This is a genomic window from Pseudomonas sp. KU26590, assembly GCF_026153515.1.
GTDB lineage: Bacteria > Pseudomonadota > Gammaproteobacteria > Pseudomonadales > Pseudomonadaceae > Aquipseudomonas.
On sequence record NZ_CP110644.1, the window covers coordinates 4706821 to 4730354 of the forward strand.

The following is a 23534-nucleotide window of genomic DNA, read 5'->3' on the forward strand; positions in this document are numbered from 1 at the left end:
GCGAGATTGGCTGCGAGGTGAGTGGGACCGGCTTTAGCCGGGAAGAGGCCAGTGTGAGCGTCACCAGATTTGTGGTGTGACGACTGACGCTTTCCCGGCTAAAGCCGGTCCCACTAAATCAGGACCGCTTCTTCCGCATCGTTCATCCCCAGCTCCTTCATCCGGTGATACAGCGTGCGCCGGGGAATCTCGAGCTCCTGCATCACAGCGTCGAGGCTGTGTTTGTGACGCTTGAGTGCGTCTTCAATGAGCATCCTTTCGATGACCCGCAGCTGGGTCTTCAGCCCCGTTTCCTGGTCGCGATCCGGAGGGGCATCGCCGCCCAGCAGCGGGAAACCCAGCACGAAACGCTTGGCAGCGGACTTCAATTCGCGAATGTTCCCCGACCAGGAGTGGCTAAGCAGCAGCTGCACCAGGCGATTGTCCAGCTCGGGCACCGGGCAGCCAAAATCGGCGGCAACTTCCTGGGTGAACTGGTCGAACAACGGCAGAATCTGTTCGCGACGCTTGCGCAAAGCTGGCATTTGAATGGTCAGCACATTGAGCCGAAAAAACAGGTCGCGACGAAAAAGCCCTTGTTCCACGAGTTCATCCAGAGGGCGCTGCGCCGAGGCGATGACCCGAAGGTCCACCGCAATGAAGTCGGTTGAACCCAATCGCTCGATACCGCGGGTTTCCAGAATCCGCAGCAGCTTGGCCTGCAGGCTCAGCGGCATGCTGTCGATCTCGTCCAGGTACAGGGTGCCGCCACAGGCCGCTTCGATGTACCCCTCGCGGGACCGACTGACGCCGGTGTACGCGCCGTTCACAACCCCGAACAGCTGACTTTCCGCCAGGGATTCCGGAATAGCCGCGCAGTTCATGCCGATGAAAGAACCTGTCCGACCGGACAAGTCATGAATACGTTTGGCCAGCGTGTCCTTGCCTGTTCCTGTCTCCCCACACAGCAGCAAATCCATACTCAGGTTTGCAGTATTCAATGCGATCTGCTGGATATCCAGCGCCACATTTTCAGGCTGACACGGACAGTCGCTTACATCGATTTCTTCTTTCATCGATACCTCTCGTAGTGGGAGCAAGCGAATTATTAATACCACGCATTCCAAAGGCAGCAATAATTAAATTTAGTTCCCCAACGCTGTGAGACCTACTTCACAACGCTTCAGTGATAGCACTTTGACTTTATTGACGATCACAACTAATTATCCGCAAAACATTCAAACGACTATTTAAAATTACCCCTTGCCCCCGACTGGACGATGACTTATGCGGGCCGCCAAGGGCCCGGCCGGCCTGGCGCCTGCATCACAATAGCTTAACAATCATTGAGTTATGCTCTGCCATGGTGCACTCCGTGCCCGTCGTCCCGCTTGCCCGCTCCCCTTCACCTCTGATCACGGAACTTAGTTGTTAATATGGCGACTCTCCTCACCGCGTTAATAACGCCCCTCTTCTCTCCTCTATTAAACACTCCACCCCTTTTCAAGGGAGACCACCAAGTTTCACGTCACGGCCATCCACCAACGATGATTAAAACTTATATAACGGCCTGTGCCTTCTGAAAGTTGCCACACACTGACATGGCCAATCGTTAAATGATCAAGGTCATTAGTTTAAGTACGTTCGGAAATCCGACTATTCCAACTCGGTTTTCCGAACATGATTTACTGTACTCCGGCGTATAGGTCCAGACCCCTTGAATTTAAAGGGTCTGACTTGCCGGGGGTGATGTCGAGGATCCAAAAATCTAAGGCAAAGGTTTGCGCGTCTACACTGATTCGTTTATCGGATCCAACTAGCGATTGCGCGTTGCTGCTACTTGTCAGGCGTGGACAGGCAGAACAAAGCACTGATCGGTCCTCTGCGACGGATGTTTCAATTTGTGTCTTAAGCGGCGAATCGCGACTGTGTATCAGCGCTTTTACACAACGCGCGAAAGTTTAGTGAAATTTTCGTTAATCGATTTCGTGAATATGTCTGCCTCAACTCGCACGGCCAGATTGCAGGCCGAAACGAGGGTCGTGTGCGTGTATCCGGGCCGACACAACGCGGGTCCATTACTGCCAAAAATGGGCCCGAAGCGGACAATCGCGCAGGTGAAGCGTGGTGTCAGGGGCGAACAATGCCCGCTGACGAGGTGGCAGTACTGACCGCCAGTGCCTCGTTACCGTGCATGACGTCGTCGGTCATTTTGCCCAGCGTGGCGGAAAGCTGCTCGAACTGGTCGCGAGGCACGAGCAAGCGGGAGGGTCCATCTGCGGTTTTTTTGCGCAGAAAGGCCGGATTGAGGTTTAACAGCACCGAACGATCAATGCCGGCACTGGTGGCGAGGCGCTCCAGATCCACCGGCCGCGCCAGCTCCAGCACCGTGAAATACGGCGCATTGGCCACCGGACTGAGCTTCACGCCATAGGTCTCGGGTTCGCGCACCAGCAACGACAGCGCCAGCAGGCGCGGCACGTAATCCTGGGTTTCCTTTGGCAAGCTCAAGTGCCAGTAATCGGTGGGCAGACCTCTGCGCTGATTAGCGTCAATGGCCCGGCTCACCGTGCCCTCCCCCGCGTTATAGGCCGCCATCGCCAGCAGCCAGTCGCCGCCGAACTGGGTGTGCAGACGCGTCAGGTAATCCATCGCCGCTTTGCTGGACGCGACCACATCCCGCCGACCGTCATACCAGGCGGTCTGACGCAGGTCGAAATCGCGCCCGGTGGCGGCCATGAACTGCCACAGCCCTGCCGCGTTACGGATCGAATTGGCTTTGGGGTTGTAGGCGCTTTCGATGATCGGCAACAAGGCCAGCTCCGCCGGCATCGCGCGCTGATCGAGGGTTTCGACGATGAAGTGCAAATACGGGCTGGCCCGCTGACTGGCATTGCGGATGAAACCCGCGTTGCCCAGCAGCCAGTCGCGCTGCCGCACAATGCGCTCGTTGACGCCGTTGTCGTCGGCCAGGCGGAAATCCTGCCCCATGCGCTGCCAGATATCACTGCCGTCGTAGGGTTGCGTCAGCCGCGAATACGCCACTGGCTCAACGCTGCGATTGAGCCCTGCCACCAGGCGCGGCGTGCGTTCGGTCGTGGCCTCGGGCGGGCCGTAAGACTGGCAACCGGCACACAACATCGCGACAGTCAGTGAAGCAATGCGCATCGGACGAACGACACGCAAAGCGCCCGAGTACGGGCGGAAGGCAGGCGGCATTGGAGGTCATCCTGAGAGGTTTATGCTGTGTGGCACGGGCGCCTGAATGGTTCCAACACGCCCGTGCGTCCACACCCTCTCCACCCCTTCTTTATATAGAAGGCCTCTTCATCACGAATGCATCACCTTGTCGTGATCGCGAACGCTGTATTTCACCACGCCCCAGATCAACAGCTCGTCGCCTTCCATGACATAGCGCGGCGGGTACTTGCTGTTCTCGGACTTGAGGATGACCTCGTTACCGCGCATGTGCAGGCGCTTGCAGACCGGCTCGGTATTCAGCGCGGCGATGACGATGTCGCCATGCTCGGCGTAGAGGCTGCGGTCGACGATCACCAGATCGCCGCAATAGATGCCCGCGCCCTGCATGCTGTCGCCTTCTATTTTCACGAGATAGACATGGGGCGCGCGGATGTCGAACAGCTCGTCCAGCGAGATGTGCCGCTCGATGTGATCGGCCGCCGGCGAGGGAAAGCCCGCCGGCACTTGAAAGGCATAAAGGGGAAACCGTTCGCCCGCCGCCGACAACCGGCCAAGGATGGTGACACTCATGAGACTGACCTTGTGTTTGTTAACTGTACGTATATACAGTTAACGTTCTCAGCCGTGCGCGGTCAATCTGGTAAGCAGAAAAATTCGACGGGTGACACATGTGCGGACGCTACTCGATCTACGAGCCAATGGACCATTACCTCAAGACGCTTGCGCCAGAGCAGCTAGTGATCAACGGCTACGATCTCTGGCCGATCGAACGTTACAACGTGGCGCCGACCACCCGTGTCGAGATCATCCGCCCGGTGGCTGACGGCCTGAGCGTAGACAAGGTGCGCTGGGGATGGTCGCCCCACTGGGCAAAAGGCAAACGGCCCGACCCGATCAACGCGCGGGTCGAAACGGTGATGACGGGCAAGTTCTTCAAGGACCTGTGGCCGAACGGTCGCGCCCTGGCACCGGCCAATGGCTGGTATGAGTGGGTCAAAAACCCGAACGATTCGAAGCGCAAACAGCCCTACTTCATTCATTTGAAAGACCAAGACCCGATGTACTTCGCCGCGCTGGGACAAGTCAGGCCTGGCCTTGAGCCGGACGAACGCGACGGCTTCGTCATCATCACCGCCGCCAGCGATGCCGGCATGCTCGACATCCACGACCGCCGCCCACTGGTGCTGACGCCAGAGTTGGCCCGGGAATGGGTCGACCCGCAGACACCGGCGTCACGGCTCACGCAAATCGCGCAGGAAGGCTGCCGGCCGGTCAGCGATTTCCACTGGCACGCCGTGGGCAAGGAGGTCGGGAATGTACGCAACGAGGGTGCGCAGTTGATCGAGCCCGTGGCTGGACTTGATTTGCTGACAGAAGGTCAGGATGAGGACGCTTGATCGCAGCAGAGGGCGATCAAACGGCGCTCAATGGGAAAGGTGGCGAGTGATCAGAGCGTCCACTTCACCGAGAACATCAGGTTGCGCGGGTCGCCGTAAACGCCGGTCCCCGACGCGTTCGGAATGCCCTGCCAGTAGCGGGTGTCGAACAGGTTGTTGACGTTGACCCGGCCGTCCCAGTGCTCGTCCAGCTTATAGCCGGCCATCAGGCCGACGATGCGGTAAGCGTCCTGATCCGCCTGGCCGTCGCCAACGCGGTTGAAGGTCTTGCTCTGGGCCAGCACGTCCGCCCCCACTCGCCATTTGTGCAGCTCGCCCGGCAAGGTGTAGCTGGTCGCGGCTTTGAACAGATGCTTCGGCTGCTCGGGGGCAAACAGTTTGCCTTCGTTGCTTTTGGTGCCGTCTTCAACAAACTGGCTCAGCACGTAGGTGTAGGACGCCGAGAACTGCCAGTCCGGCGTCAGCGCGCCGCTCAGTTCGGTGTCGATCCCGTGGCTGCGCACTTTGCCCGCTGCACCGTAGCAGCTGGACGCCGGGAAGCTCGGGCAATTGGTGGAATCTGGTCCTGGACCAGATAGGCGCGGTTCTCCTGCTCCATTTCAAACAGCGCCACCGACGCATTCAGCGCGCCGTCGAAGTATTCGCCCTTCAGGCCGATCTCGTAATTCTTGCCGGTCATCGGCTTCAGCACCGAGCGCGATGAATCCATCTCGGTCTGCGGTTTGAAGATTTCGGTGTAGCTGGCGTAGGCCGAGTAAGTGTCGTTCAGGTCGTAGATCACGCCGGCGTACGGGGTGACCTCGCGGACCACCTTGTAATCACCACTGCCGACGCGGTTGTCATAGTCATACCAGCTGACGCGGCTGCCGAGGATGACGTGCAGCGGGTCGATGGGGTTCAGGCGTGCCACGGCGTAAACGCCTTCTTCGGTGGCGGCGTTGCGGGTTTCGTACAGGCTGGTGTCGACGTCAGGTTTGGTCACTGAGTGGGTCGGGTTGTAGAGGTCGATCGGCGTGCCGTCGGTCCAGCCGCCCCACTGGTGAAACTTCTCCTGCCGGTGGCTCACCCCCACGACCATTTCATGCTCGCGACCGAACATCTGAAACGGCCCGCTGAGGGACGCATCAAGGTTGGTCTGGTCATCGTCGTCGCGGTACTTGCCGTGGTATTGCTGAAAGCCCAGGCCGTCGTAGTTGCCGACGTAGCTGGAGAAGGTATCCGCTTCGGCCCAGATCTTCTGCCCCGCGAGCTTGGCCGACCAGCCGTTGTCAAAACGGTGGGTGACGTCGGTGAAGAACATGATGTTGTCTTTGTTCCAGTACGACCAGTCGTTGCTGAGGAACGTCGAGCGCTTGAGGTGCAGGTCTTCGCCGTTCGGACCGCTGGGCAGCCCGCCCCAGTCCGAGGTGTTGTCGTCACGCTGCTTCGACGCGCCGACGGTCCAGGTTGTCGAATCATTCAGGTCGGCTTCAAGAATCCCGTAAAAGGTCTGGCCCTGGTTCTGGCGGATATCGGAGAAGCTTTTGTCGTCTTCGTACGCCGCCACCACACGGCCGCGAACGGTGCCGGAATCATTGAGCTTGTTCGACGCATCGACCTCGGTGCGATACCGATCCCAACTGCCGGCGCTGGTGGTTACGCTCACCTGTGGCACGGCGGTTGGGCGCTTGCGCACCAGGTTCAGCGTCGCTGCCGGGCTGCCCGCGCCAGTCATGAGTCCCGTCGCACCGCGCACCACTTCGACGCGGTCGTACATGGCCAGATCCGCGCCGGAAATCACGTCCTGGGTGTAGGTGCTGATGCTGCTCGGCAGGCCGTCGTACATGATGTTGTCGATCTTGAAACCGCGCGCCAGAAACTCCTGACGGTCCGACGCCGTTCGGTGCAACGTCACGCCGGGCGCGTATTTCACCACGTCGTTCAGGTCGTTCATGCCCTGATCGTCCATGCGCTGGCGGGTGATCACACTCACCGACTGCGGCGTCTCGCGGATGGACAACGGCAGCTTGGTCGCCGTGTTCATGGAGCCCGTTGTATACGAGCCCGAACTCTCCGTGGTCGCCTGCCCCGCGATGCCGTAATCGGCGTTGATGCTCAAGCCTTCCAACGCCACTGCGCCCGGCGCCGAGTTGCCGCTGGCACTGCCCGGTTGAGCGAGCGATGTTGCCGATGGCTGATCGGGCAAATTCTGCTGCGTCGGCGCTGCGAAGGAATGGCTGGAGAAACCAAGGGCAACGAGTGCCGACAAGGCTGGCAGGGCGGGACGTAGCATCGGGTGCTTCCTGGAGAGGACTAAGACGTGCTGATCTGCGGTACGACACCCTGACGAGCGACGTTCCGCATGGCGAAAAGCTATGAGGGCGCGGATCGTAACAACATTTGTAAGAAATGGTAATGCAAAGCGTTATTAGGTGATAACGCTTCTGATTCTGGTATTTTATCTGGTAATGGGACGGCGAGTTTGGGGAAAGACACAGCCCTGCTGTGCTTGAACAGACTCAAGCAGTTGCCGGCAGACGGCGACTGATCCGCAAGGCACGGAGGCGATGGGGGATGGAGCCCGGAAAAAATCTTTTCTAAAGATTTCTGCCGACGTGCCGACAGTCACCCATAAGCCTTTCTAATATAGGGAAATGAGATGGCAATGGTATTTTGTCGTGGCTGTGCAAAGGAGCTGCATGAAACGGCAGTCACTTGCCCACAATGTGGCGCGAGTCAAATCACCTCAGCAACACTCCCCCCTGCAAACGTTGGCTCCCCCTGGATGGCAATCACCTCGCTCGTGCTCAGTATCCTGTGCACGCTTGCGCTCTTTGACGACAGTGAATGGGACAGAGAGACGATTCAGGGCCTGGGCCTGCTCTCTGTCGTCGCCCTGATTCTCGGGATCGTCACTATCAACACTAAAAGACCGGGCTATGGCATGGCCATCGCCGGAACTGTGTTATCCGGTGTCTCGCTGCTTGTTTTCGTTGGACTGTGTGTTAATTAATCAAAGGATGATTCAAATGGCATTTTGTCGTGGTTGTGCAAAGGAAATCGGTGATGGGGCTGTCACGTGCCCGCAGTGCGGCGCGCCGCAGCTGGCGTACGCAGGCGGCGGCAATAGCGCTGCCGTTACCACCCAGCCGGGTTTTTTTCACTGGTATGTAGACGTTTTGAAAAAGTACGCAGTGTTCAGTGGGAGGGCGCGGCGCAAGGAATACTGGATGTTTTTCCTGATCAGCTTCCTGATCTCAATCGCGCTTGCCGTTGTCGACGCCATCATCGGCAGCAATTCAATGATCTCGAATGTGTATAGCCTTGCGTTATTGATACCCTCCCTCGCCGTTGGCGTTCGCCGACTGCACGACACTGATCGCAGCGGCTGGTGGCTCATTGTGCCGTTCGCCAACATCGTGTTCCTGGCTACAGAAGGTCAGAAAGGCGATAACCGCTTCGGGCCGGCTCCCCAGTAAGCTGATAGGAAGGGGCGCCGTCTTGAACGGCGCAACTGCCTGAATCTGGTTTGCGTTGCGAAACCCTGATGCCCCGCATCAAGCAGTCGCTCGTCGCCCACGGTTGAACAGCTTGGGTCCGAGCAGATTGACTGTCAGACCCAACATCACCAGCACACCCCCCGCGCATTGCAACACGCTCAGCCGCTCGTCCAGCACCAAAGCCGAGGAGCTCAGGCCGACCACCGGCACCAGCAGGGAAAACGGCGCGACTTTGCCCGCCGGGTAGCGAGACAGCAGCTTGCTCCAGCTGATATAGCCGAAAAGCGTAGCGACGAAGGCCAGGTAAGCCAGCGACAGCACCGAGCTCCATCCCAAATTAAGCAACGAATGCTCGATGAGCGCAGGCCCCTCCAGCCACAACGACATGGCGAGAAACGGCAGCGGCGGAACGATCGCCCCCCAGACCACCAAAGCAACAAGATCGACGTTGCCGAACCGGCGCGTGATGATATTGCCCAGCGCCCACATCGAAGCCGCGCACAACACCAGTAAGACCGCCAGCAAAGGGGTCGCAGCCCCCGTACCCATGCCGATGAGGGTCAGTCCGCCAGCCGCGATGAGTAAGCCCAACACGCTGTGCACGCGTAATTTCTCACCGATGAATATCGCCGCGAACAGCAGCGTGAAGAATGCCTGCGCCTGCAGGAGCAAGGAGGCCAGGCCCGGTGGCATGCCATGGGCCATGCTCTCGAACAGAAACGCGAACTGACCGAAAGAAATGGTCGCGCCGTACGCCAGCAGCCAGAACCAGGGCAGCTTGGGGCGGCGGATGAAAAACACGGCGGGAATCGCAACCAGCGTGAACCGCAACGCACCCAGCAACATCGGCGGCAGGCCATCCAGCCCGTATTTGATCACGATGAAATTCAAACCCCACGCAATGATGACGAGCAATGCCAGGCACAGGTCTTTAAACGGCATGGTGTTCCTTGATAGTTGGCAGGTATTTGGGGAGAGCCCGAGAACAGATAATCGCCTCGCGCTCGCTGCGTTTGCAAATGCCTTCGCAGCGTTAAGTGAAGAATTAGTTAATTGATTATTTAGCACTGCGCAAACGCGAGACCATGATAGCCATAGGCCCGCCTATCCGTTTAACCCCCCTTAAGTAATCGAAAATCCGGCAGACACGCTGATTGCTGGAACGGACCTCAGCGCCTTCCTTCGGAGCTCTGGAGAGACCCCTCATGCAACTACAAAACCTCAAGATTTCAACCAGAGCGCTACTTTGCTTTGGTCTTATTACGCTCATTCTGCTAGGCCTTGGCGTATTCGCGTACGTTCAAATTGATGAAATGCGTGCCACTGAGCAAAGCCTGGAAACTGACGTGGTTCCCAGCATTCAGGTGATCGACGATATTCAGATTGCACTGCTGCATACCCGACTGGAAAGCATACGACTATTAGCGGTGACGGGCTCGGATGCAGAACGCAAGGTCACCGACAATATTTTTCAATACATCGCCACGCTCGAAGACAAGACGAGTTACTACCGAGCGCACCTGGTCACTGGCGAAGAAGATACGAGGCAGTTTCAAATAGCAAATGGCCTGATGGAAAAATACATATCAGGCGTCAAAAACATCATCGCGCTGAGTAAATCCGACCATCAAGCCGCACTGGACTTCGCCAACACCGAGCAAGCGCAGACCGCGACGCAGTATCAGGCAGAGCTCACGACGCTGCGTGACATCAATTCACAGAGCGCAGTCAGCGCAGGGCATCGCGCTGCAGAGGTTTACAGCCACAGCATCATGATTCTTGTCTCTGTTGTGTTGGGTGCTTCGGTTCTCACCATAGGCCTGGCGTATGCCCTGACCCGAAGCATCGTAAAGCCGGTCTATAGCTCATTGACCTTCGCGGAGAGAATCGCAACGGGCGACCTCTCCGGCGTCCTCGCCGTGGCGGGCCGGGATGAGATATCCAGTTTGATGATTGCGCTCAATCTCATGGCGGGCAATTTAAGGACCACGATAACTGAGATATCGGGGGCGGCCGACCAACTGAGCACCGCTTCCGTCGAAATGACATCAATCACCGAAAGCGCGGATCGAACACTTCAAAAACAGAACAGCGAGATCGAACAGGCAGCCACTGCGGTCACCGAGATGAGTGCGGCAGTGGAAGAAGTGGCGAGAAATGCGAACTCAACGTCCGAGGCCGCACAGTCATCCAGCACCTCTGCTGAAGAGGGCAACCGCAGGGTGGTCCACACGGTGACGGCGATGACGAACCTCGCCGACCTCGTGGACAACTCTGTGGTACAGGTCAAGGCCCTGGCCAGTCAGGCTGACGATATTACGAAAGTGCTGAGCGTCATCCGCGCCATCGCCGAGCAGACAAATCTGCTCGCGTTGAACGCGGCGATTGAAGCGGCGCGCGCCGGGGAACAAGGACGAGGCTTTGCTGTGGTGGCAGATGAGGTACGAGCACTGGCGCACCGTACCCAACTGTCTACCCAGGAAATCGAGCAGATGATCACCAAGGTCCAGTCAGGGTCTGCCGCTGCGGTGGCGTCCATGGACAAAAGCAGACAGGAGGTTTACAGCACGCTGACCTCTGCGAAAGACGCAGGCACGTCCCTGCGCCTGATCACCGATGCGGTCCTGGAGATCAATGAACGAAATATGCAGATTGCGACGGCTTCGGAGGAACAAGCGCACGTTGCCCGCGATGTGGACAGAAACCTGGTGAGTATTCGCGATCTGGCCATGCAAAGCACCGAGGGCGCGAGGCAGACGCTGGAAGCAAGCAACGAGCTGTCGAAGCTCGCGGTCCGGCTCAACGACATGGTCGGCAAGTTCCGGCTTTAGTACATCGCGGCCCTGACGCCCGGCCTTCAAAGCCCATCGCCAACCAAACCCCGAAAACGAAAAAGCCCTGCATGAGCAGGGCTTTTTACTGTGTTTGGCGGGGAACTAGGGATTCGAACCCTAGAAACGCTATTAACGTTCGCCGGTTTTCAAGACCGGTGCATTCAACCACTCTGCCAATTCCCCGAAGCATCTGGCGTCGGAAGTTTTTCACCCCTCCGTCGCTTTGCGGGCGCCATAATACCGTAATGAAACAAGCTGTCAAACTCTCCGGCTAGCGTGCTGCCCCGCCTCTGTTATGATCTTTGCAACTTGAGGTTTCAAACCCTTCATTTTCACCATCAGGAGTAGCGCCATGCGCGAACAGGATTACGCAGTCAACAACCGCGTGCAGGTCGAGCAGCTAGAGGTTAGCCGCGTCCTGCGCAACACTTACGGCCTTCTGGCCCTTACCCTCGCCTTCAGCGGCGTCATGGCGTTCGTTGCACAACAGATGCACGTGCGTTACCCGAACGTTTTCGTTGTGTTGATCGGCTTCTACGGTCTGTTCTTCCTCACCAACAAATTGCGCGATTCGGCGTGGGGTCTGGTCTCGGCGTTCGCGCTGACGGGCTTCATGGGGTTTATCCTCGGCCCGATCCTCAACCGTTACATCGGCATGCAGGGCGGCGCTGAAGTCGTTGCTTCCGCGTTCGCGATGACGGCACTGGTCTTCGGCGGTCTGTCGGCTTACGTGCTGATCACCCGCAAGGACATGAGCTTCCTCGGCGGCTTCATCACCGCAGGCTTCTTCGTGTTGCTCGGGGCCGTGGTGGCCAGCATGTTCTTCCAGATCAGCGGCCTTCAACTGGCGATCAGCGCCGGCTTCGTCCTGTTCTCGTCGGTCTGCATTCTGTTCCAGACCAGCGCGATCATTCAGGGCGGTGAGCGCAACTACATCATGGCGACCATCAGCCTGTATGTATCGATCTACAACCTGTTCATCAGCCTGTTGCAGATCTTCGGCATCATGGGCAGCAAAGACTGATCAGTTTGCCCGCTTCAACAAAAAGCCCGCTTCGGCGGGCTTTTTGCTGTCTGGCGTTCATGAATTCTTTATCATTGCGCCCATGTTCCCTGTCAGCGCCCCACCGAGCCGCCCATGAAGTTCGCCATTGCCCTGCATTCGCCCGCCCACGCGCCCTCCTCCCGGCGCGCATTGCTGTTCGCCAAAGCCGCGTTAGCGCAGGGCCATGAAATCGTGCGTCTGTTCTTCTACCAGGACGGCGTGCACACAGCGTCCGGCAATGTCGTGTCGCCCCAGGACGAATCGGACACCGCCGCGCAATGGCGTGATTTCGTTACCACCCACCACCTCGACGGCGTGGTCTGCATTGCAGCGGCCCTGCGCCGGGGCGTGTTGAATGCTGAAGAAGCGGAGCGTTATTCGCGATCGGCGGCGAACCTGCCGGCACCCTGGGAATTGTCGGGGCTGGGTCAGCTGCACGACGCGGTCCAGGCGGCCGATCGCTTGATCTGTTTCGGAGGGCCGTAAAGTGGCGAAGTCATTATTGATCATCAGCCGTCAGGCGCCCTGGGCTGGTCCGGATGCCCGCGAGGCATTGGACATTGCCCTGGCCGGCGGCGCGTTCGATCTGCCGGTGGCCATGCTGTTCATGGACGACGGCGTGTTTCAGTTGGCGACGGCGCAGAACGCCAGCCAGGTGCAGCAGAAAGACCTGACTGCCAACCTTCAGGCGTTGTCGATGTTCGGCGTGGAAGACCTGTTCGCGTGCGGCACCAGCCTGAATCAGCGCGGGATGCAGCCAACCGGATTAAGCGTCGAACCGCTTCAGGTACTGGATGACCCGCAAATCGCCGCGCTCATTGACCGTTACGACCAGGTGATCACGATCTGATGGCTACCCTGCACGTACTCTCTCATTCCCCTTTCACCGACTCGCGCCTGAGCAGTTGCCTGCGCGTGCTCGGCAGCGATGACGCGATCCTGCTGTGCGGCGACGCCACCTATGCGTTGCGCGCAGATACCGCTACCGCACAGACCCTGAGCGCGAAAACCGGCAGCCTGAAGCTGTTCGTACTCGATGATGACGCCACCGCTCGAAACATCGCACTGCCTGACTGGGCCGAACGCGTCGACTACGCCGGCTTTGTTGCGCTCTCGGTGCAATACGACAAGGTCAACACGTGGCTATGAAACAGCTTATCGTCGACGGCCGCAGCATCGCGCTGGACAAGGACGGCTATCTTGAGGACCTGCACGACTGGTCCAACCCAGTCGCTGAAGCCCTCGCCCTTGAGGAAGACATCGCCCTCACGCCCGATCACTGGGAAATTCTCGAACTGCTGCGCCGGTTCTATGCAGAATTTCAGCTGTCCCCGGCCACCCGGCCCCTGGTCAAGTACACCGCGCTGAAACTGGGCGCCGACAAGGGTAACAGTTTGCACCTGAATCGTCTGTTCAACGGCACTCCCGCCAAACTTGCCGCCAAGCTGGCGGGCCTGCCCAAGCCGACCAATTGCCTATGACCGACTTCACGCCCCTCGTCACCGAAACCCCTGCCGAGCATCCCTTCGCGCCCTTCGTTCGTATTCTCGGCAAGGGCAAGCGTGGCGCGCGCAACATGACCCGCGCCGAAGCCCGGGAAGCCATGGGCATGGTGCTCGATGAAAAAGTCGAAGACACCCAGCTCGGTGCTTTTCTGATGCTGCTGCGGCACAAGGAAGAGAGCCCGGATGAGCTCGCAGGCTTCACTGAAGCGGTGCGCGAGCGTCTGCATGCGCCGCCACTGAAGGTCGATATCGACTGGCCGACGTACGCCGGCAAGAAGCGTCATCTGCCGTGGTACCTGCTGGCGGCCAAGTGCCTGGCGCAGAATGGCGTGCGCGTATTGATGCACGGCGGCGGCGCCCATACCGCCGGCCGGTTGTACAGCGAGCAGTTGCTGGAGCTGTTGGGCATTCCGTTGTGCCGCAACTGGCAAGCGGTGGGTGAAGCGCTGGAGCAGAAGAACATCGCGTTCTTCCCCCTCGGCGACTGGGCGCCGCAGTTGCAGCGCATGATCGATCTGCGCAACACCCTGGGGCTGCGCTCGCCGATCCACTCGCTGGCGCGCATCCTCAATCCGCTGGGCGCGCGGTGCGGGCTGCAGAGTATTTTCCATCCTGGCTATCAGGGCGTGCATCGCGACGCCAGCAGCCTGCTCGGCGACCACGCCATTGTGATCAAGGGCGACGGTGGTGAAGTCGAGATCAATCCCGACACCATCAGCCACTTGTACGGCACCACCGATGGCCAGCCGTGGGACGAAGAATGGCCTGCATTGTCGGACCGTCGCCACGTGAAGCCGGCCACCCTCGACCCGCAGCATCTGGTGGCGATCTGGAAAGGTGATATCGAGGACAGCTACCCGCAACTGGCGCTGATCGCAACCATGGCGCTGGCATTGCGAGGCCTTGGAATGCCACGGGCTGAAGCCTTCGCGCAAGCCGAGGAATATTGGGCGAATCGGAACAGATCGATTTAGCCGATAGCTACTCCCCAGTCTTTGCGTTATTCGTTCGAACGATTGCCTTTAGACTCATCTCCAACGTACTTCGGTACAGCTCAATTTGGAGTCAGACATGGGCCTTCTCGTTGAAGGGCGCTGGCAAGACCAGTGGTACGAAAGCAGCAAAGACGGCGCTTTTCAGCGCGAGCAGGCCAAGCGCCGGAACTGGGTAACCCGCGATGGTCAGCCCGGCCCGTCCGGTGAAGGCGGCTTCAAGGCGGAGGCCGGTCGTTACCACTTGTACGTTTCCCTGGCCTGCCCGTGGGCCCATCGCACGCTGATCGTCCGTAAGCTCAAAGGGCTGGAAAGTCTGATCGACGTTTCCGTGGTCAGCTGGCTGATGCGGGAAAACGGCTGGACGTTCGACAAGCAGACCGGCTCCAGCGGCGATGCGCTGGATGGCCATACCTTCATGTACCAGCGCTACCTCGCCGATACCGCCGACTACACCGGTCGGGTGACCGTGCCGGTGCTGTGGGACAAGCAGCTGAATCGCATCGTCAGCAATGAGTCGTCGGAAATCATCCGGATGTTCAACTCGGCGTTCGATGACCTGACCGGCAATCACCTGGATCTGTACCCGGAGCCGCTGCGCAACGAGATCGACCGGCTGAATGACCGTATTTATCCGGCGGTGAACAACGGTGTCTATCGCGCCGGATTTGCGACGTCACAAGGTGCTTACGAAGAGGCCTTTGACGAAGTATTCGCCGAGCTCGATTCGCTGGAAAAACTGCTCAGCGAGAAACGCTACCTGGCGGGTGAATACCTGACCGAAGCGGACGTGCGCCTGTTCACCACGCTGATTCGCTTCGACGCGGTGTACCACGGGCACTTCAAGTGCAACCTGCGGCGCATTGCTGATTACCCGAACCTGAGCCACTGGGTGCGCGAGATGTACCAGCTGCCGGGTGTGGCTGAGACGGTGGATTTTGTACACATCAAGCATCACTACTACGGCAGCCATGCCACCATCAACCCGACCGGCGTCGTGCCAAAAGGCCCGCAGCAGGATTTCACTGGCAAGCATGATCGCGGGCGTTTGAGCGGGAAAGGGATTTTGCAGAACGGTTGAAGGCGTGAAAGCCACTCGATCATTCACCGCAAAATCACTGTAGGAGCGCGCTTGCCCGCGATTGCGGAGGATCAGGTACGAATGTGGCGCTGATCCACCGCGTTCGCCAGCAAGCCGGCTCCTACGGGTTGTGCGCCCGACGTGGGCCCTCGGCGGACGTACGTGTTTGGCGTCCGACCGCGATTGATTACTTACCGCCAACGGACTGGGGCGAAATCAAACGGTCGCCTGCGCCCCTTCGAACCACGCCAGTTTCTCCCGCAGTTTCACCACTTCCCCGACAATCACCAGCGTCGGCGCATGAACCTCATGCTCAGCGACCAGTTGCGGCAGGTTGGCCAGCGTGCCGGTGAAAACGCGCTGGTTGACCGTGGTGCCCTGCTGGATCAGCGCAGCCGGCGTATCGGCCGAGCGACCGTGTTTGATCAACTGTTCGCAAATGACCGGCAGCCCGATCAGGCCCATGTAGAGCACCAAGGTCTGCGATGGCGACACCAGGTCTTTCCACGGCAGGTCTGTGGAGCCGTTCTTCAGGTGACCGGTCACGAAACGCACGGACTGCGCGTGATCGCGGTGGGTCAGCGGTATGCCGGCATAGGCCGCGCAACCGCTGGCCGCTGTGATCCCCGGCACGACCTGAAAGGGAATGCCATGAGCCGCCAGCTCTTCGATTTCCTCGCCGCCACGGCCGAAGATGAAAGGGTCGCCACCCTTGAGCCGCACCACGCGCTTGCCCTGCTTGGCCAGATCCACCAGCTGCTGGTTGATCTGATCCTGCGGCAAGGCGTGATCGGCGCGCTGCTTTCCGACGTAGACGCGGTCAGCGTCGCGGCGGCACAGATCCAGAATCGCCGGCGCGACCAGGCGGTCGTACAGCACAACGTCAGCCTGTTGCATGAGACGCAGCGCACGAAAGGTCAGCAGATCAGGGTCGCCCGGACCCGCGCCCACGAGGTACACCTCACCGGTCGTGGGTGGCGCATCGCCGTCGATCTTCGCTCGCAGCAACCGCTCGGCTTCGGCGCCCTGCCCGGCCAGTTGCCGGTCGGCGATGGGGCCCTGAAATACATCTTCCCAGAACGCCCGACGCTGCTGAACGTTAGGAAACAGCCCTTTCACCTGATGACGAAAGCGCGCGGCCAAACCGGCCAGGTGCCCGTAAGTGGGCGGAATCCAGGTTTCCAGCTTGGCGCGGATCAGACGCGCCAGCACCGGCGCATCGCCACCGCTGGACACGGCAATCACCAGCGGTGACCGGTCGACGATCGCCGGGAAGATCACGCTGCACAGCGCAGGCGCATCCACCACGTTGACCGGCACGCCGCGCTGGCGTGCATCGGCGGACACCTGCGCATTGAGCGGCTCGTCGTCGGTGGCGGCGATGATCAGCACGCAGCCGTTGAGGTCCGACTCGGTGTAGCCGCGCAGAATCTGTTCCCCGCCGCTGCGCTCGATCAGCTCGCGCACTTCCGCTCCAATCTCGGGGGCAACTACGCGGAGCACCGCCCCGGCATCAGCCAGAAGGCGAGACTTGCGCAGGGCAATCTCGCCGCCGCCGACCACCAGCACTTGAGCGCCCCGAAGGTTATGGAACAGCGGCAGAAATTCCATTTAGCCGATCACCTCGATGCCGCCCATCCATGGCTTGAGGACGTCCGGCACGCGGATCGAGCCGTCGGCCTGCTGGTAGTTTTCCAGCACCGCCACGAGCGTACGACCCACCGCAAGACCCGAACCGTTCAGCGTGTGAACCAGTTCCGGCTTGCCGGTTTCCGGGTTGCGCCAGCGCGCCTGCATGCGACGCGCCTGGAAATCGCCGCAGTTGGAGCACGACGAGATTTCACGGTATTTGTCCTGGCTCGGAATCCACACTTCCAGGTCGTAGGTCTTGACCGCACTGAAACCCATGTCACCGGTGCACAGCGCCAAAACACGGTACGGCAATTCGAGCAATTGCAAAACACGCTCGGCGTGACCGGTCAGGCTTTCCAGCGCTTCCATGGATTTTTCCGGCTCGACGATCTGCACCATCTCGACCTTGTCGAACTGATGCTGACGGATCATGCCGCGGGTATCGCGGCCCGACGCGCCGGCTTCGCTGCGGAAGCACGGCGTGTGAGCGACGAACTTCAACGGCAACTGCTTGGCGTCGAGAATTTCACCGGAGACGATGTTGGTCAGCGACACTTCAGCGGTCGGGATCAGATATAGATCGGCCTCGCCTTCGCGGGAGATCTTGAACAGGTCTTCTTCGAATTTCGGCAACTGCCCGGTGCCCTGCAACGCAGGCGCCTGAACCAGATACGGCGTGTAAGTCTCTTCGTAACCATGCTCGTTGATGTGCAGCGTGATCATGAACTGCGCGAGCGCACGGTGCAGGCGCGCAATCGGGCCACGCAACAGGGCGAAACGGGCGCCGGACAGCTTGGCCGCGGTTTCGAAGTCCAGCCAGCCGAACTTCTCGCCCAACGCAACGTGGTCCTGAACCGCGAAGTCGAACGACGCCGGCGTACCCCATGTGCGCACTTCGACGTTTTCTTCTTCGTCAGCGCCGACCGGCACCGATTCGTGGGGCAGGTTCGGCATGCTCAGGGCCATGGCATCGAGTTCGGACTGAATGGCGTCCAGCTCTTTCTTGCCGGTGCTCAGCTCTTCGGCCATGCGATCGATGTCAGCCATCAGCGGCGCGATGTCTTCGCCGCGCTGCTTGGCCTGGCCGATGGATTTGGAACGCGCGTTACGCTCGGCCTGAAGCTGTTCGGTGCGGGTCTGCACCGTCTTGCGCTGGGCTTCCAGCGCTTCGATGCGGGCCACGTCCAGTGTGAAGCCACGGGAAGCCAGGCGATCCGCTACGTCCTGAAGTTGAGTACGCAGCAGTTTGGAGTCGAGCATATCGGTCTCTCGTATATTAAATTCGGGTCAAAGACAGGCCGGCCCACGTCGCGAGCAGCCCGCCCAGTACGCTGATGAGGGCGTAACCAATGGCCAGAGGAGCCTGGCCGCTTTCAAGCAGACGAATCGTGTCCAGTGAGAAAGACGAAAACGTCGTCAAACCACCGAGAAATCCAACCATCAGGCCGGCGCGCAATTCGATCGGGACCTCCGGGCGAATCAGAAACAGCCCGTAGAGCAGACCGATCAGCAAACAGCCCACCAGATTCACCGCCAGCGTTGCTGTGTAGAAGTAGCGCGGCCAGTTCGCAGCCACGACGTTAGCCGTGGCGAAACGCAGTAATGTACCAGCCACGCCACCGGCGGACACGGCAAGAATCAACTGAATCACTATTTTCTCCGTTGACGAGGGCTGGCGCGGTCGAGCGACGACAGGTGTTTGAGCTTTTCGCCGATTTTCAGCTCAAGGCCGCGGGGGACCGGCTGGTAATACTGGCGCGGTTCGAGTTCGTCGGGGAAGTAATCCTCACCCGCCGCGTAGGCATCCGGCTCGTCATGGGCGTAGCGGTATTCTTCGCCATAACCGAGTTGTTTCATCAGTTTGGTCGGCGCGTTGCGCAGGTGCAGCGGGACTTCCAGCGAGCCGTGCTCGGTGGCTTCGCGCATGGCCATCTTGAAACCCATGTACACGGCGTTGCTCTTCGGCGCGCAGGCCAGGTAAACAATGGCCTGAGCCACAGCCAACTCGCCTTCCGGGCTGCCGAGGCGTTCCTGCACATCCCACGCCGACATGCACAACGGCAAGGCGCGTGGATCGGCGTTCCCGATGTCTTCGCTGGCCATGCGCACCACGCGCCGCGCCAGATACAGCGGGTCGCAGCCGCCGTCGATCATCCGCGCGAACCAGTACAGCGCAGCGTCTGGGTTGGAGCCGCGAATGGATTTGTGCAGCGCGGAAATCTGGTCGTAGAACGCTTCGCCGCCCTTGTCGAAACGACGACGGCTGTCACCGAGCAGGCTTTGCAGCAATTCGGGATCAATTTCGCTGCCGTCTTCCGCCAGGTCCGAGGCGTTCTCCAGCAGATTGAGCATCCGCCGACCGTCGCCATCCGCTGCAGCCAGAAGCGTCTTGAACGCCTCGTCGCCCAGCGTCAGGTGCCGATTACCCAGCCCGCGTTCTTCCGTCAGGGCGCGGTTGACCAACTGACGCAACGCCCCTTCGTCCAGGCTCTTGAGCACATAGACCCGGGCGCGGGAGAGCAGCGCGTTGTTGAGTTCGAATGAAGGGTTTTCAGTGGTGGCGCCGATGAAGATCAGCGTGCCGTCTTCGACGTAGGGCAGAAACGCATCCTGCTGCGACTTGTTGAAGCGGTGCACTTCGTCGACGAACAGGATGGTGCGGCGGCCGTACTGACCGGCCTGTTGCTTGGCGATCTCTACGGCCTGACGGATCTCTTTGACACCTGCCAGCACCGCCGACACCGTTTCAAAATGGGCGTCGGAGACTTTCGCCAGCAACCGCGCCAGCGTGGTTTTGCCCACGCCGGGCGGTCCCCAGAAAATCATCGAATGCAGCGCGCCCTGCTCCAGCGCTTCACGCAAGGGCTTGCCGTGGGCGAGCAGATGCTGCTGGCCGACGTACTCGTCCAGGTTGGTCGCTCGCAGGCGGGCGGCCAACGGTTGCGCGATCGGTTCAGTGCTGAACAGGTCCATGAAACAGGCGAACCCCTTTTTATTCCTGAATGACGTCAGCGCCTTTCGGAATCTGGAACTGGAATTTGCTCGCCGCGACAGGCTCGTTGGCCTTGACGCCGGTGAACAGGATATTGGTGCGCTGGCCGACGCTGTCGATCAGTTGCATGTCGTTGATCATGCCGTTGCGAAAGGACAGACGCAGGCTGTCGAACAGGGTGTCCTTGGACTTGGGCTTGAGCACGAAGTCGATCACGCCACCGGCTTCCTTGGCGCTGATATCGAAGCTCTCGCTGATTTTCGACACATCACCGGACAGCAGCAGCGCCGGGGTCTGGGTCAGACGCTGGTCGAGGGTCTTGATGGTGACCTGCTCCAGGTCAGGGTCCCACAGGGAAACCTTCTTGCCGTCGGAGACCATCGTTTGTTCCTGCGGCGCATCAGTGTGCCAGTAGAACAGGCCCGGGCGCTGCAAGGTCATCTCGCCAGCCGTTTCCTGCAACTGGGTGCCGCCACCGTCGAGGGTCAACTGGGAGAAACGGCCACTCAGGGTTTTCGAGTTTTCCAGCAGTTGGGTCAGGCGCGCCACGTCCTTGCTGTCGGCGTGGGCCGAGACAGCGGAAAAAGCCAGTGCAGATACCAACAGCATGCGGATAAGACGCATGGGATTCCTCTTTGAATGTGGTTGAAGCCGGGCACCGCCGCAGTGACGCCGCCCGGTTAAGCATGACGTTGAAGTGTCAGTCACGCATTGGGGCTGGCGCAATCACTTCGCGCGAGCCGTTGGTGTTCATGGGTGTCACGACGCCGGCGTTTTCCATGGTTTCGATCATGCGCGCGGCGCGGTTGTAGCCAATCTTCAGCTTGCGCTGTACTGCAGAAATCGAAGCACGACGGCTTTCCAGCACAAACTTCACGGCTTCGTCGTACAGCGCATCGCTTTCGCTGTCTTCGCCATCACCGCCCCCGCCGCCACCGTCGAAGCCGCTGCCCGGTTCTTCGACGCCGGCCAGGATGTCTTCGTTGTAGTTCGGCGTGCCGCGCAGCTTCCATGCCTCGACCACGCGGTGAACCTCTTCGTCCGACACGAACGCGCCGTGCACACGAATCGGCAGGCTGGTGCCCGGCGGCATGTAAAGCATGTCGCCGTGACCGAGTAGCTGTTCAGCGCCGCCCTGGTCAATGATGGTCCGGGAGTCGATCTTGCTCGACACCTGAAACGCCATGCGCGTCGGGATGTTCGCCTTGATCAGGCCGGTGATCACGTCCACCGAAGGTCGCTGGGTCGCAAGAATCAGGTGTATACCCGCCGCACGCGCCTTCTGGGCAATCCGAGCGATGAGTTCTTCGACCTTCTTGCCGACGATCATCATCATGTCAGCGAACTCGTCGACCACCACAACGATGGTCGGCAGCTTGGTCAGCAGCGGCGCTTCGTCGTGAATGCTTTCGCGGTGGTACAGCGGATCGGACAGCGGCGTGCCGGCTTCCTGCGCTTCGCGCACCTTCTGGTTAAAGCCGGACAGGTTACGCACGCCCATCTTGGCCATGAGCTTGTAGCGGCGTTCCATTTCAGCCACCGACCAGCGCAGGGCATTGGCGGCGTCCTTCATGTCGGTGACCACCGGGCACAGCAAATGCGGGATGCCTTCGTAGATCGACAACTCGAGCATTTTCGGGTCGATCATGATCAGCTTGGCGTCTTCCGGACCGGACTTGAACAGGATCGACAGGATCATGGCGTTCACGCCCACCGATTTACCGGAACCGGTGGTACCGGCGACCAGGAGGTGCGGCATCTTCGCGAGGTCGGTGATGACCGGCTTGCCGCCGATGTCATGACCCAGCGCCAGGGTGACAGGCGATTTCGCGTCGTCGTATTCCGGCGTCGACAGGACCTCGGAGAAGCGCACGATCTGGCGATCCTCGTTGGGGATTTCGATACCGACGGTGGTCTTGCCGGGAATGACCTCGACCACACGGACGCTGGTCACTGCCAGGGAGCGCGCCAGGTCTTTCGCGAGGTTCGAGATACGGCTGACTTTCACGCCGGCAGCCGGCTGGATTTCGTAACGGGTAATCACCGGGCCCGGATGAATCGAGTCCACGGTGACCTCGACGCCGAATTCCTTGAGCTTGATCTCCAGCAGATGGCCCACCGCCGCCAGCGATTCAGGCGAATAGTTGAGCTGCTTTTTCTCAGCCGGGTCGAGGATCGAGATCGGCGGCAGCGTGCCTTCCACGGCGCTGTCGACGAACAACGGCGCCTGCTTCTCTTTCTGTACGCGTTTGCTCGGCTCAGGTGCCCGTGGAGGTGCTGGCGCGATGACGGCTGGCACGTGCTTCTCACGGGCGGCCATGTGCTCGGTCAACGCCTGCTCGCGCTCAATGAGACGTTCCTTGGCTTTGGCCTGCTCGCGCCGATCCGGTGCAACCGGAGCGACCACTTCGTCGACACGCATGTCGACTTCGCGCAGCTGAGCCACCATCTGCTTGCGCTCGTTGCGGGCGGCCCACCAGCGGTTGAGCGAGCCCGTGAACAGTTCGATCAGGTCCAGGGTGATCTTGCCGGTGTTGTCCATGACCTTGAACCAGGACAAATCGGTGAACACGGTCAGACCGAACAGAAACAAGGCGATGAACAGCAACGTGCTGCCCTGCACATTCAGCGCGCGCTTGGCCAGATCGCCCAGCACCTCGCCCAGCACGCCGCCGGCCGAACCCGGCAGGCCCGACGCCGAATGAAAGTGCAGGTGCGCCAGCGAGGCGCCGGCCAGGACCAGGAACACCAGACCGATCATGCGCCAGGAAAACAGCCAGCCGCTCCATTGCCACGGCTCATGGCGGTGACGGAAAACCTGATAGGCCTTGACGCCCAGCAGCAACGGGAAGATGTAGGCGAAGTAGCCCAGGATCATGAACAGGATGTCGGCAGAATAAGCACCGGCAAGGCCTGCGGCGTTCTGTACCTGGGCCGAGCTGCTCGTGTGGCTCCAGCCTGGATCGCCCTGATCGTAGGTCAGCAGCGCCATCATCAGGTACAGACAGAGCGCGCCGAACGCGATCAGTGCACCTTCCTTGAGCCGGTAGTGCAGGTGCTGCCGCCAAAGCGGAACGGGGGTGGGTGCTATGGTGGATTTCTTCAAAACGCTTCAATTCCTGCGCGCAAGCGCGAACATCTGATGATTGACTGTGTACGACTGCCTTGACGAAATGACAGTGGCTATCCTGAAGATCAGTCTGACGACCGGGAAACCACGCCTGCGATAACGCACGCTCGACAGGTGACTTGAAATGAGGTTAAACAACATCGGCATTGTACGGATTTGCGCGCCGCGCGCTACGTTAGTCTGGCGCGGTGCTTGCCGATGTTCAAGCTTCGCCGTCCGATGACAATTTGAGCACGCATTTTCTTTGCCGACAAAGGCTTATGACGT

The 23534-nt window shown here is 59.9% G+C and carries 20 protein-coding genes, 1 tRNA gene and 3 pseudogenes; 12 read left to right on the top strand and 12 right to left on the bottom strand.

Annotated elements, in window-relative coordinates; all coding sequences use genetic code 11:
- Positions 1-113: 113 nt before the first annotated feature.
- The 3 genes and pseudogenes from OKW98_RS20960 to OKW98_RS20970 all read right to left on the bottom strand — a co-directional run bounded on the left by OKW98_RS20960 (position 114) and on the right by OKW98_RS20970 (position 3750).
- Entirely contained in the window at positions 114-1055 is a 942-nt protein-coding gene (locus tag OKW98_RS20960; RefSeq protein ID WP_322114157.1) for a sigma 54-interacting transcriptional regulator, read from the bottom strand.
- Positions 1056-2112: 1057 nt separating this feature from the next.
- Positions 2113-3198: pseudogene (locus OKW98_RS20965) on the bottom strand (transglycosylase SLT domain-containing protein); the annotation flags it as partial.
- A gap of 111 nt (positions 3199-3309) precedes the next feature.
- The gene (locus OKW98_RS20970; protein ID WP_122625290.1) at positions 3310-3750 is read right to left on the bottom strand and encodes a LexA family protein; all 441 of its coding nucleotides are present in this window, start codon (positions 3748-3750) and stop codon (positions 3310-3312) included.
- Between the two features lie 98 nt (positions 3751-3848).
- Here OKW98_RS20970 and OKW98_RS20975 point away from each other — a divergent pair, with 98 nt between their 5' ends.
- On the top strand, positions 3849-4577 hold the full coding sequence (locus OKW98_RS20975; protein WP_265386488.1) for an SOS response-associated peptidase family protein: 729 nt from the start codon (positions 3849-3851) through the stop codon (positions 4575-4577).
- A gap of 50 nt (positions 4578-4627) precedes the next feature.
- Here OKW98_RS20975 and OKW98_RS20980 read toward each other — a convergent pair.
- Positions 4628-6849: pseudogene (locus OKW98_RS20980) on the bottom strand (TonB-dependent siderophore receptor).
- Between the two features lie 366 nt (positions 6850-7215).
- Here OKW98_RS20980 and OKW98_RS20985 point away from each other — a divergent pair.
- Complete coding sequence (locus OKW98_RS20985; RefSeq protein ID WP_265386489.1) at positions 7216-7569, top strand: DUF4190 domain-containing protein; 354 nt, start codon at positions 7216-7218, stop codon at positions 7567-7569.
- A 16-nt stretch (positions 7570-7585) separates the two neighbouring features.
- Positions 7586-8035: a DUF805 domain-containing protein gene (locus tag OKW98_RS20990; protein ID WP_265386490.1), complete on the top strand. Its 450-nt coding sequence runs from the start codon at positions 7586-7588 to the stop codon at positions 8033-8035.
- Positions 8036-8113: 78 nt separating this feature from the next.
- Here the strand turns inward: OKW98_RS20990 and OKW98_RS20995 are convergent, their stop codons facing one another.
- Positions 8114-8998, bottom strand: coding sequence for an EamA family transporter (locus OKW98_RS20995; RefSeq protein WP_265386491.1), 885 nt, complete (start codon positions 8996-8998; stop codon positions 8114-8116).
- A gap of 263 nt (positions 8999-9261) precedes the next feature.
- Here OKW98_RS20995 and OKW98_RS27655 point away from each other — a divergent pair.
- Both OKW98_RS27655 and OKW98_RS27660 read left to right on the top strand, forming a co-directional pair.
- Positions 9262-10032: pseudogene (locus OKW98_RS27655) on the top strand (MCP four helix bundle domain-containing protein); the annotation flags it as partial.
- 150 nt (positions 10033-10182) lie between these two features.
- Positions 10183-10887 (top strand): methyl-accepting chemotaxis protein, encoded by a 705-nt coding sequence (locus OKW98_RS27660; protein WP_416148527.1) that lies wholly within the window; start codon positions 10183-10185, stop codon positions 10885-10887.
- 95 nt (positions 10888-10982) lie between these two features.
- On the opposite strand, the gene OKW98_RS21005 is transcribed toward OKW98_RS27660, so the two are convergent.
- Positions 10983-11073 (bottom strand) — tRNA-Ser (locus tag OKW98_RS21005).
- Positions 11074-11242: 169 nt separating this feature from the next.
- On the opposite strand from OKW98_RS21005, the gene OKW98_RS21010 reads away from it, so the two are divergent.
- From OKW98_RS21010 to OKW98_RS21040, 7 genes are all read left to right on the top strand, one after another.
- Entirely contained in the window at positions 11243-11914 is a 672-nt protein-coding gene (locus OKW98_RS21010; RefSeq protein WP_265386493.1) for a Bax inhibitor-1/YccA family protein, read from the top strand.
- A gap of 114 nt (positions 11915-12028) precedes the next feature.
- A complete protein-coding gene (gene tusD / locus OKW98_RS21015; RefSeq protein WP_265386494.1) occupies positions 12029-12421 on the top strand; it encodes a sulfurtransferase complex subunit TusD in 393 nt (130 codons plus the stop codon).
- 1 nt (position 12422) lies between these two features.
- Positions 12423-12785: a sulfurtransferase complex subunit TusC gene (tusC, locus tag OKW98_RS21020; protein WP_265386495.1), complete on the top strand. Its 363-nt coding sequence runs from the start codon at positions 12423-12425 to the stop codon at positions 12783-12785.
- Positions 12785-13084, top strand: coding sequence for a sulfurtransferase complex subunit TusB (gene tusB / locus OKW98_RS21025; RefSeq protein WP_265386496.1), 300 nt, complete (start codon positions 12785-12787; stop codon positions 13082-13084). Before tusC ends, tusB begins: the two co-directional genes overlap by 1 nt.
- A complete protein-coding gene (locus OKW98_RS21030) occupies positions 13081-13416 on the top strand; it encodes a TusE/DsrC/DsvC family sulfur relay protein (protein WP_265386497.1) in 336 nt (111 codons plus the stop codon). The genes tusB and OKW98_RS21030 overlap by 4 nt, the downstream gene beginning before the upstream one ends.
- Positions 13413-14414 carry a glycosyl transferase family protein gene (locus tag OKW98_RS21035; protein ID WP_265386498.1) on the top strand — a complete coding sequence of 334 codons (1002 nt, stop codon included), beginning with the start codon at positions 13413-13415 and terminating at the stop codon, positions 14412-14414. The genes OKW98_RS21030 and OKW98_RS21035 overlap by 4 nt, the downstream gene beginning before the upstream one ends.
- A 97-nt stretch (positions 14415-14511) precedes the next feature.
- On the top strand, positions 14512-15513 hold the full coding sequence (locus tag OKW98_RS21040) for a glutathione S-transferase family protein (protein ID WP_265386499.1): 1002 nt from the start codon (positions 14512-14514) through the stop codon (positions 15511-15513).
- A gap of 216 nt (positions 15514-15729) precedes the next feature.
- Here OKW98_RS21040 and cysG read toward each other — a convergent pair whose 3' ends face one another.
- The 6 genes from cysG to OKW98_RS21070 all read right to left on the bottom strand — a co-directional run bounded on the left by cysG (position 15730) and on the right by OKW98_RS21070 (position 23243).
- Complete coding sequence (gene cysG, locus OKW98_RS21045; protein WP_265386500.1) at positions 15730-17124, bottom strand: siroheme synthase CysG; 1395 nt, start codon at positions 17122-17124, stop codon at positions 15730-15732.
- Complete coding sequence (gene serS, locus OKW98_RS21050) at positions 17125-18405, bottom strand: serine--tRNA ligase (RefSeq protein WP_265386501.1); 1281 nt, start codon at positions 18403-18405, stop codon at positions 17125-17127.
- 16 nt (positions 18406-18421) lie between these two features.
- Positions 18422-18796, bottom strand: coding sequence for a fluoride efflux transporter CrcB (gene crcB, locus OKW98_RS21055; RefSeq protein ID WP_065989163.1), 375 nt, complete (start codon positions 18794-18796; stop codon positions 18422-18424).
- Positions 18796-20118, bottom strand: coding sequence for a replication-associated recombination protein A (locus tag OKW98_RS21060; RefSeq protein ID WP_265386502.1), 1323 nt, complete (start codon positions 20116-20118; stop codon positions 18796-18798). Before OKW98_RS21060 ends, crcB begins: the two co-directional genes overlap by 1 nt.
- Positions 20119-20137: 19 nt before the next feature.
- On the bottom strand, positions 20138-20761 hold the full coding sequence (lolA, locus tag OKW98_RS21065) for an outer membrane lipoprotein chaperone LolA (protein WP_265386503.1): 624 nt from the start codon (positions 20759-20761) through the stop codon (positions 20138-20140).
- 76 nt (positions 20762-20837) lie between these two features.
- Positions 20838-23243 (bottom strand): DNA translocase FtsK, encoded by a 2406-nt coding sequence (locus OKW98_RS21070; RefSeq protein ID WP_265386504.1) that lies wholly within the window; start codon positions 23241-23243, stop codon positions 20838-20840.
- Between the last annotated feature and the right edge of the window lie 291 nt (positions 23244-23534).

What these genes read in the sequence shown, in the direction of transcription:
- OKW98_RS20960 (WP_322114157.1), bottom strand. Translation starts at nt 1,055, where the DNA reads ATGAAAGAAGAAATCGATGTAAGCGACTGTCCGTGTCAGCCTGAAAAT.
- OKW98_RS20970 (WP_122625290.1), bottom strand. Translation starts at nt 3,750, where the DNA reads ATGAGTGTCACCATCCTTGGCCGGTTGTCGGCGGCGGGCGAACGGTTT.
- OKW98_RS20975 (WP_265386488.1), top strand. Translation starts at nt 3,849, where the DNA reads ATGTGCGGACGCTACTCGATCTACGAGCCAATGGACCATTACCTCAAG.
- OKW98_RS20985 (WP_265386489.1), top strand. Translation starts at nt 7,216, where the DNA reads ATGGCAATGGTATTTTGTCGTGGCTGTGCAAAGGAGCTGCATGAAACG.
- OKW98_RS20990 (WP_265386490.1), top strand. Translation starts at nt 7,586, where the DNA reads ATGGCATTTTGTCGTGGTTGTGCAAAGGAAATCGGTGATGGGGCTGTC.
- OKW98_RS20995 (WP_265386491.1), bottom strand. Translation starts at nt 8,998, where the DNA reads ATGCCGTTTAAAGACCTGTGCCTGGCATTGCTCGTCATCATTGCGTGG.
- OKW98_RS27660 (WP_416148527.1), top strand. Translation starts at nt 10,183, where the DNA reads ATGAGTGCGGCAGTGGAAGAAGTGGCGAGAAATGCGAACTCAACGTCC.
- OKW98_RS21010 (WP_265386493.1), top strand. Translation starts at nt 11,243, where the DNA reads ATGCGCGAACAGGATTACGCAGTCAACAACCGCGTGCAGGTCGAGCAG.
- tusD (WP_265386494.1), top strand. Translation starts at nt 12,029, where the DNA reads ATGAAGTTCGCCATTGCCCTGCATTCGCCCGCCCACGCGCCCTCCTCC.
- tusB (WP_265386496.1), top strand. Translation starts at nt 12,785, where the DNA reads ATGGCTACCCTGCACGTACTCTCTCATTCCCCTTTCACCGACTCGCGC.
- OKW98_RS21030 (WP_265386497.1), top strand. Translation starts at nt 13,081, where the DNA reads ATGAAACAGCTTATCGTCGACGGCCGCAGCATCGCGCTGGACAAGGAC.
- OKW98_RS21035 (WP_265386498.1), top strand. Translation starts at nt 13,413, where the DNA reads ATGACCGACTTCACGCCCCTCGTCACCGAAACCCCTGCCGAGCATCCC.
- OKW98_RS21040 (WP_265386499.1), top strand. Translation starts at nt 14,512, where the DNA reads ATGGGCCTTCTCGTTGAAGGGCGCTGGCAAGACCAGTGGTACGAAAGC.
- cysG (WP_265386500.1), bottom strand. Translation starts at nt 17,124, where the DNA reads ATGGAATTTCTGCCGCTGTTCCATAACCTTCGGGGCGCTCAAGTGCTG.
- serS (WP_265386501.1), bottom strand. Translation starts at nt 18,405, where the DNA reads ATGCTCGACTCCAAACTGCTGCGTACTCAACTTCAGGACGTAGCGGAT.
- OKW98_RS21060 (WP_265386502.1), bottom strand. Translation starts at nt 20,118, where the DNA reads ATGGACCTGTTCAGCACTGAACCGATCGCGCAACCGTTGGCCGCCCGC.
- lolA (WP_265386503.1), bottom strand. Translation starts at nt 20,761, where the DNA reads ATGCGTCTTATCCGCATGCTGTTGGTATCTGCACTGGCTTTTTCCGCT.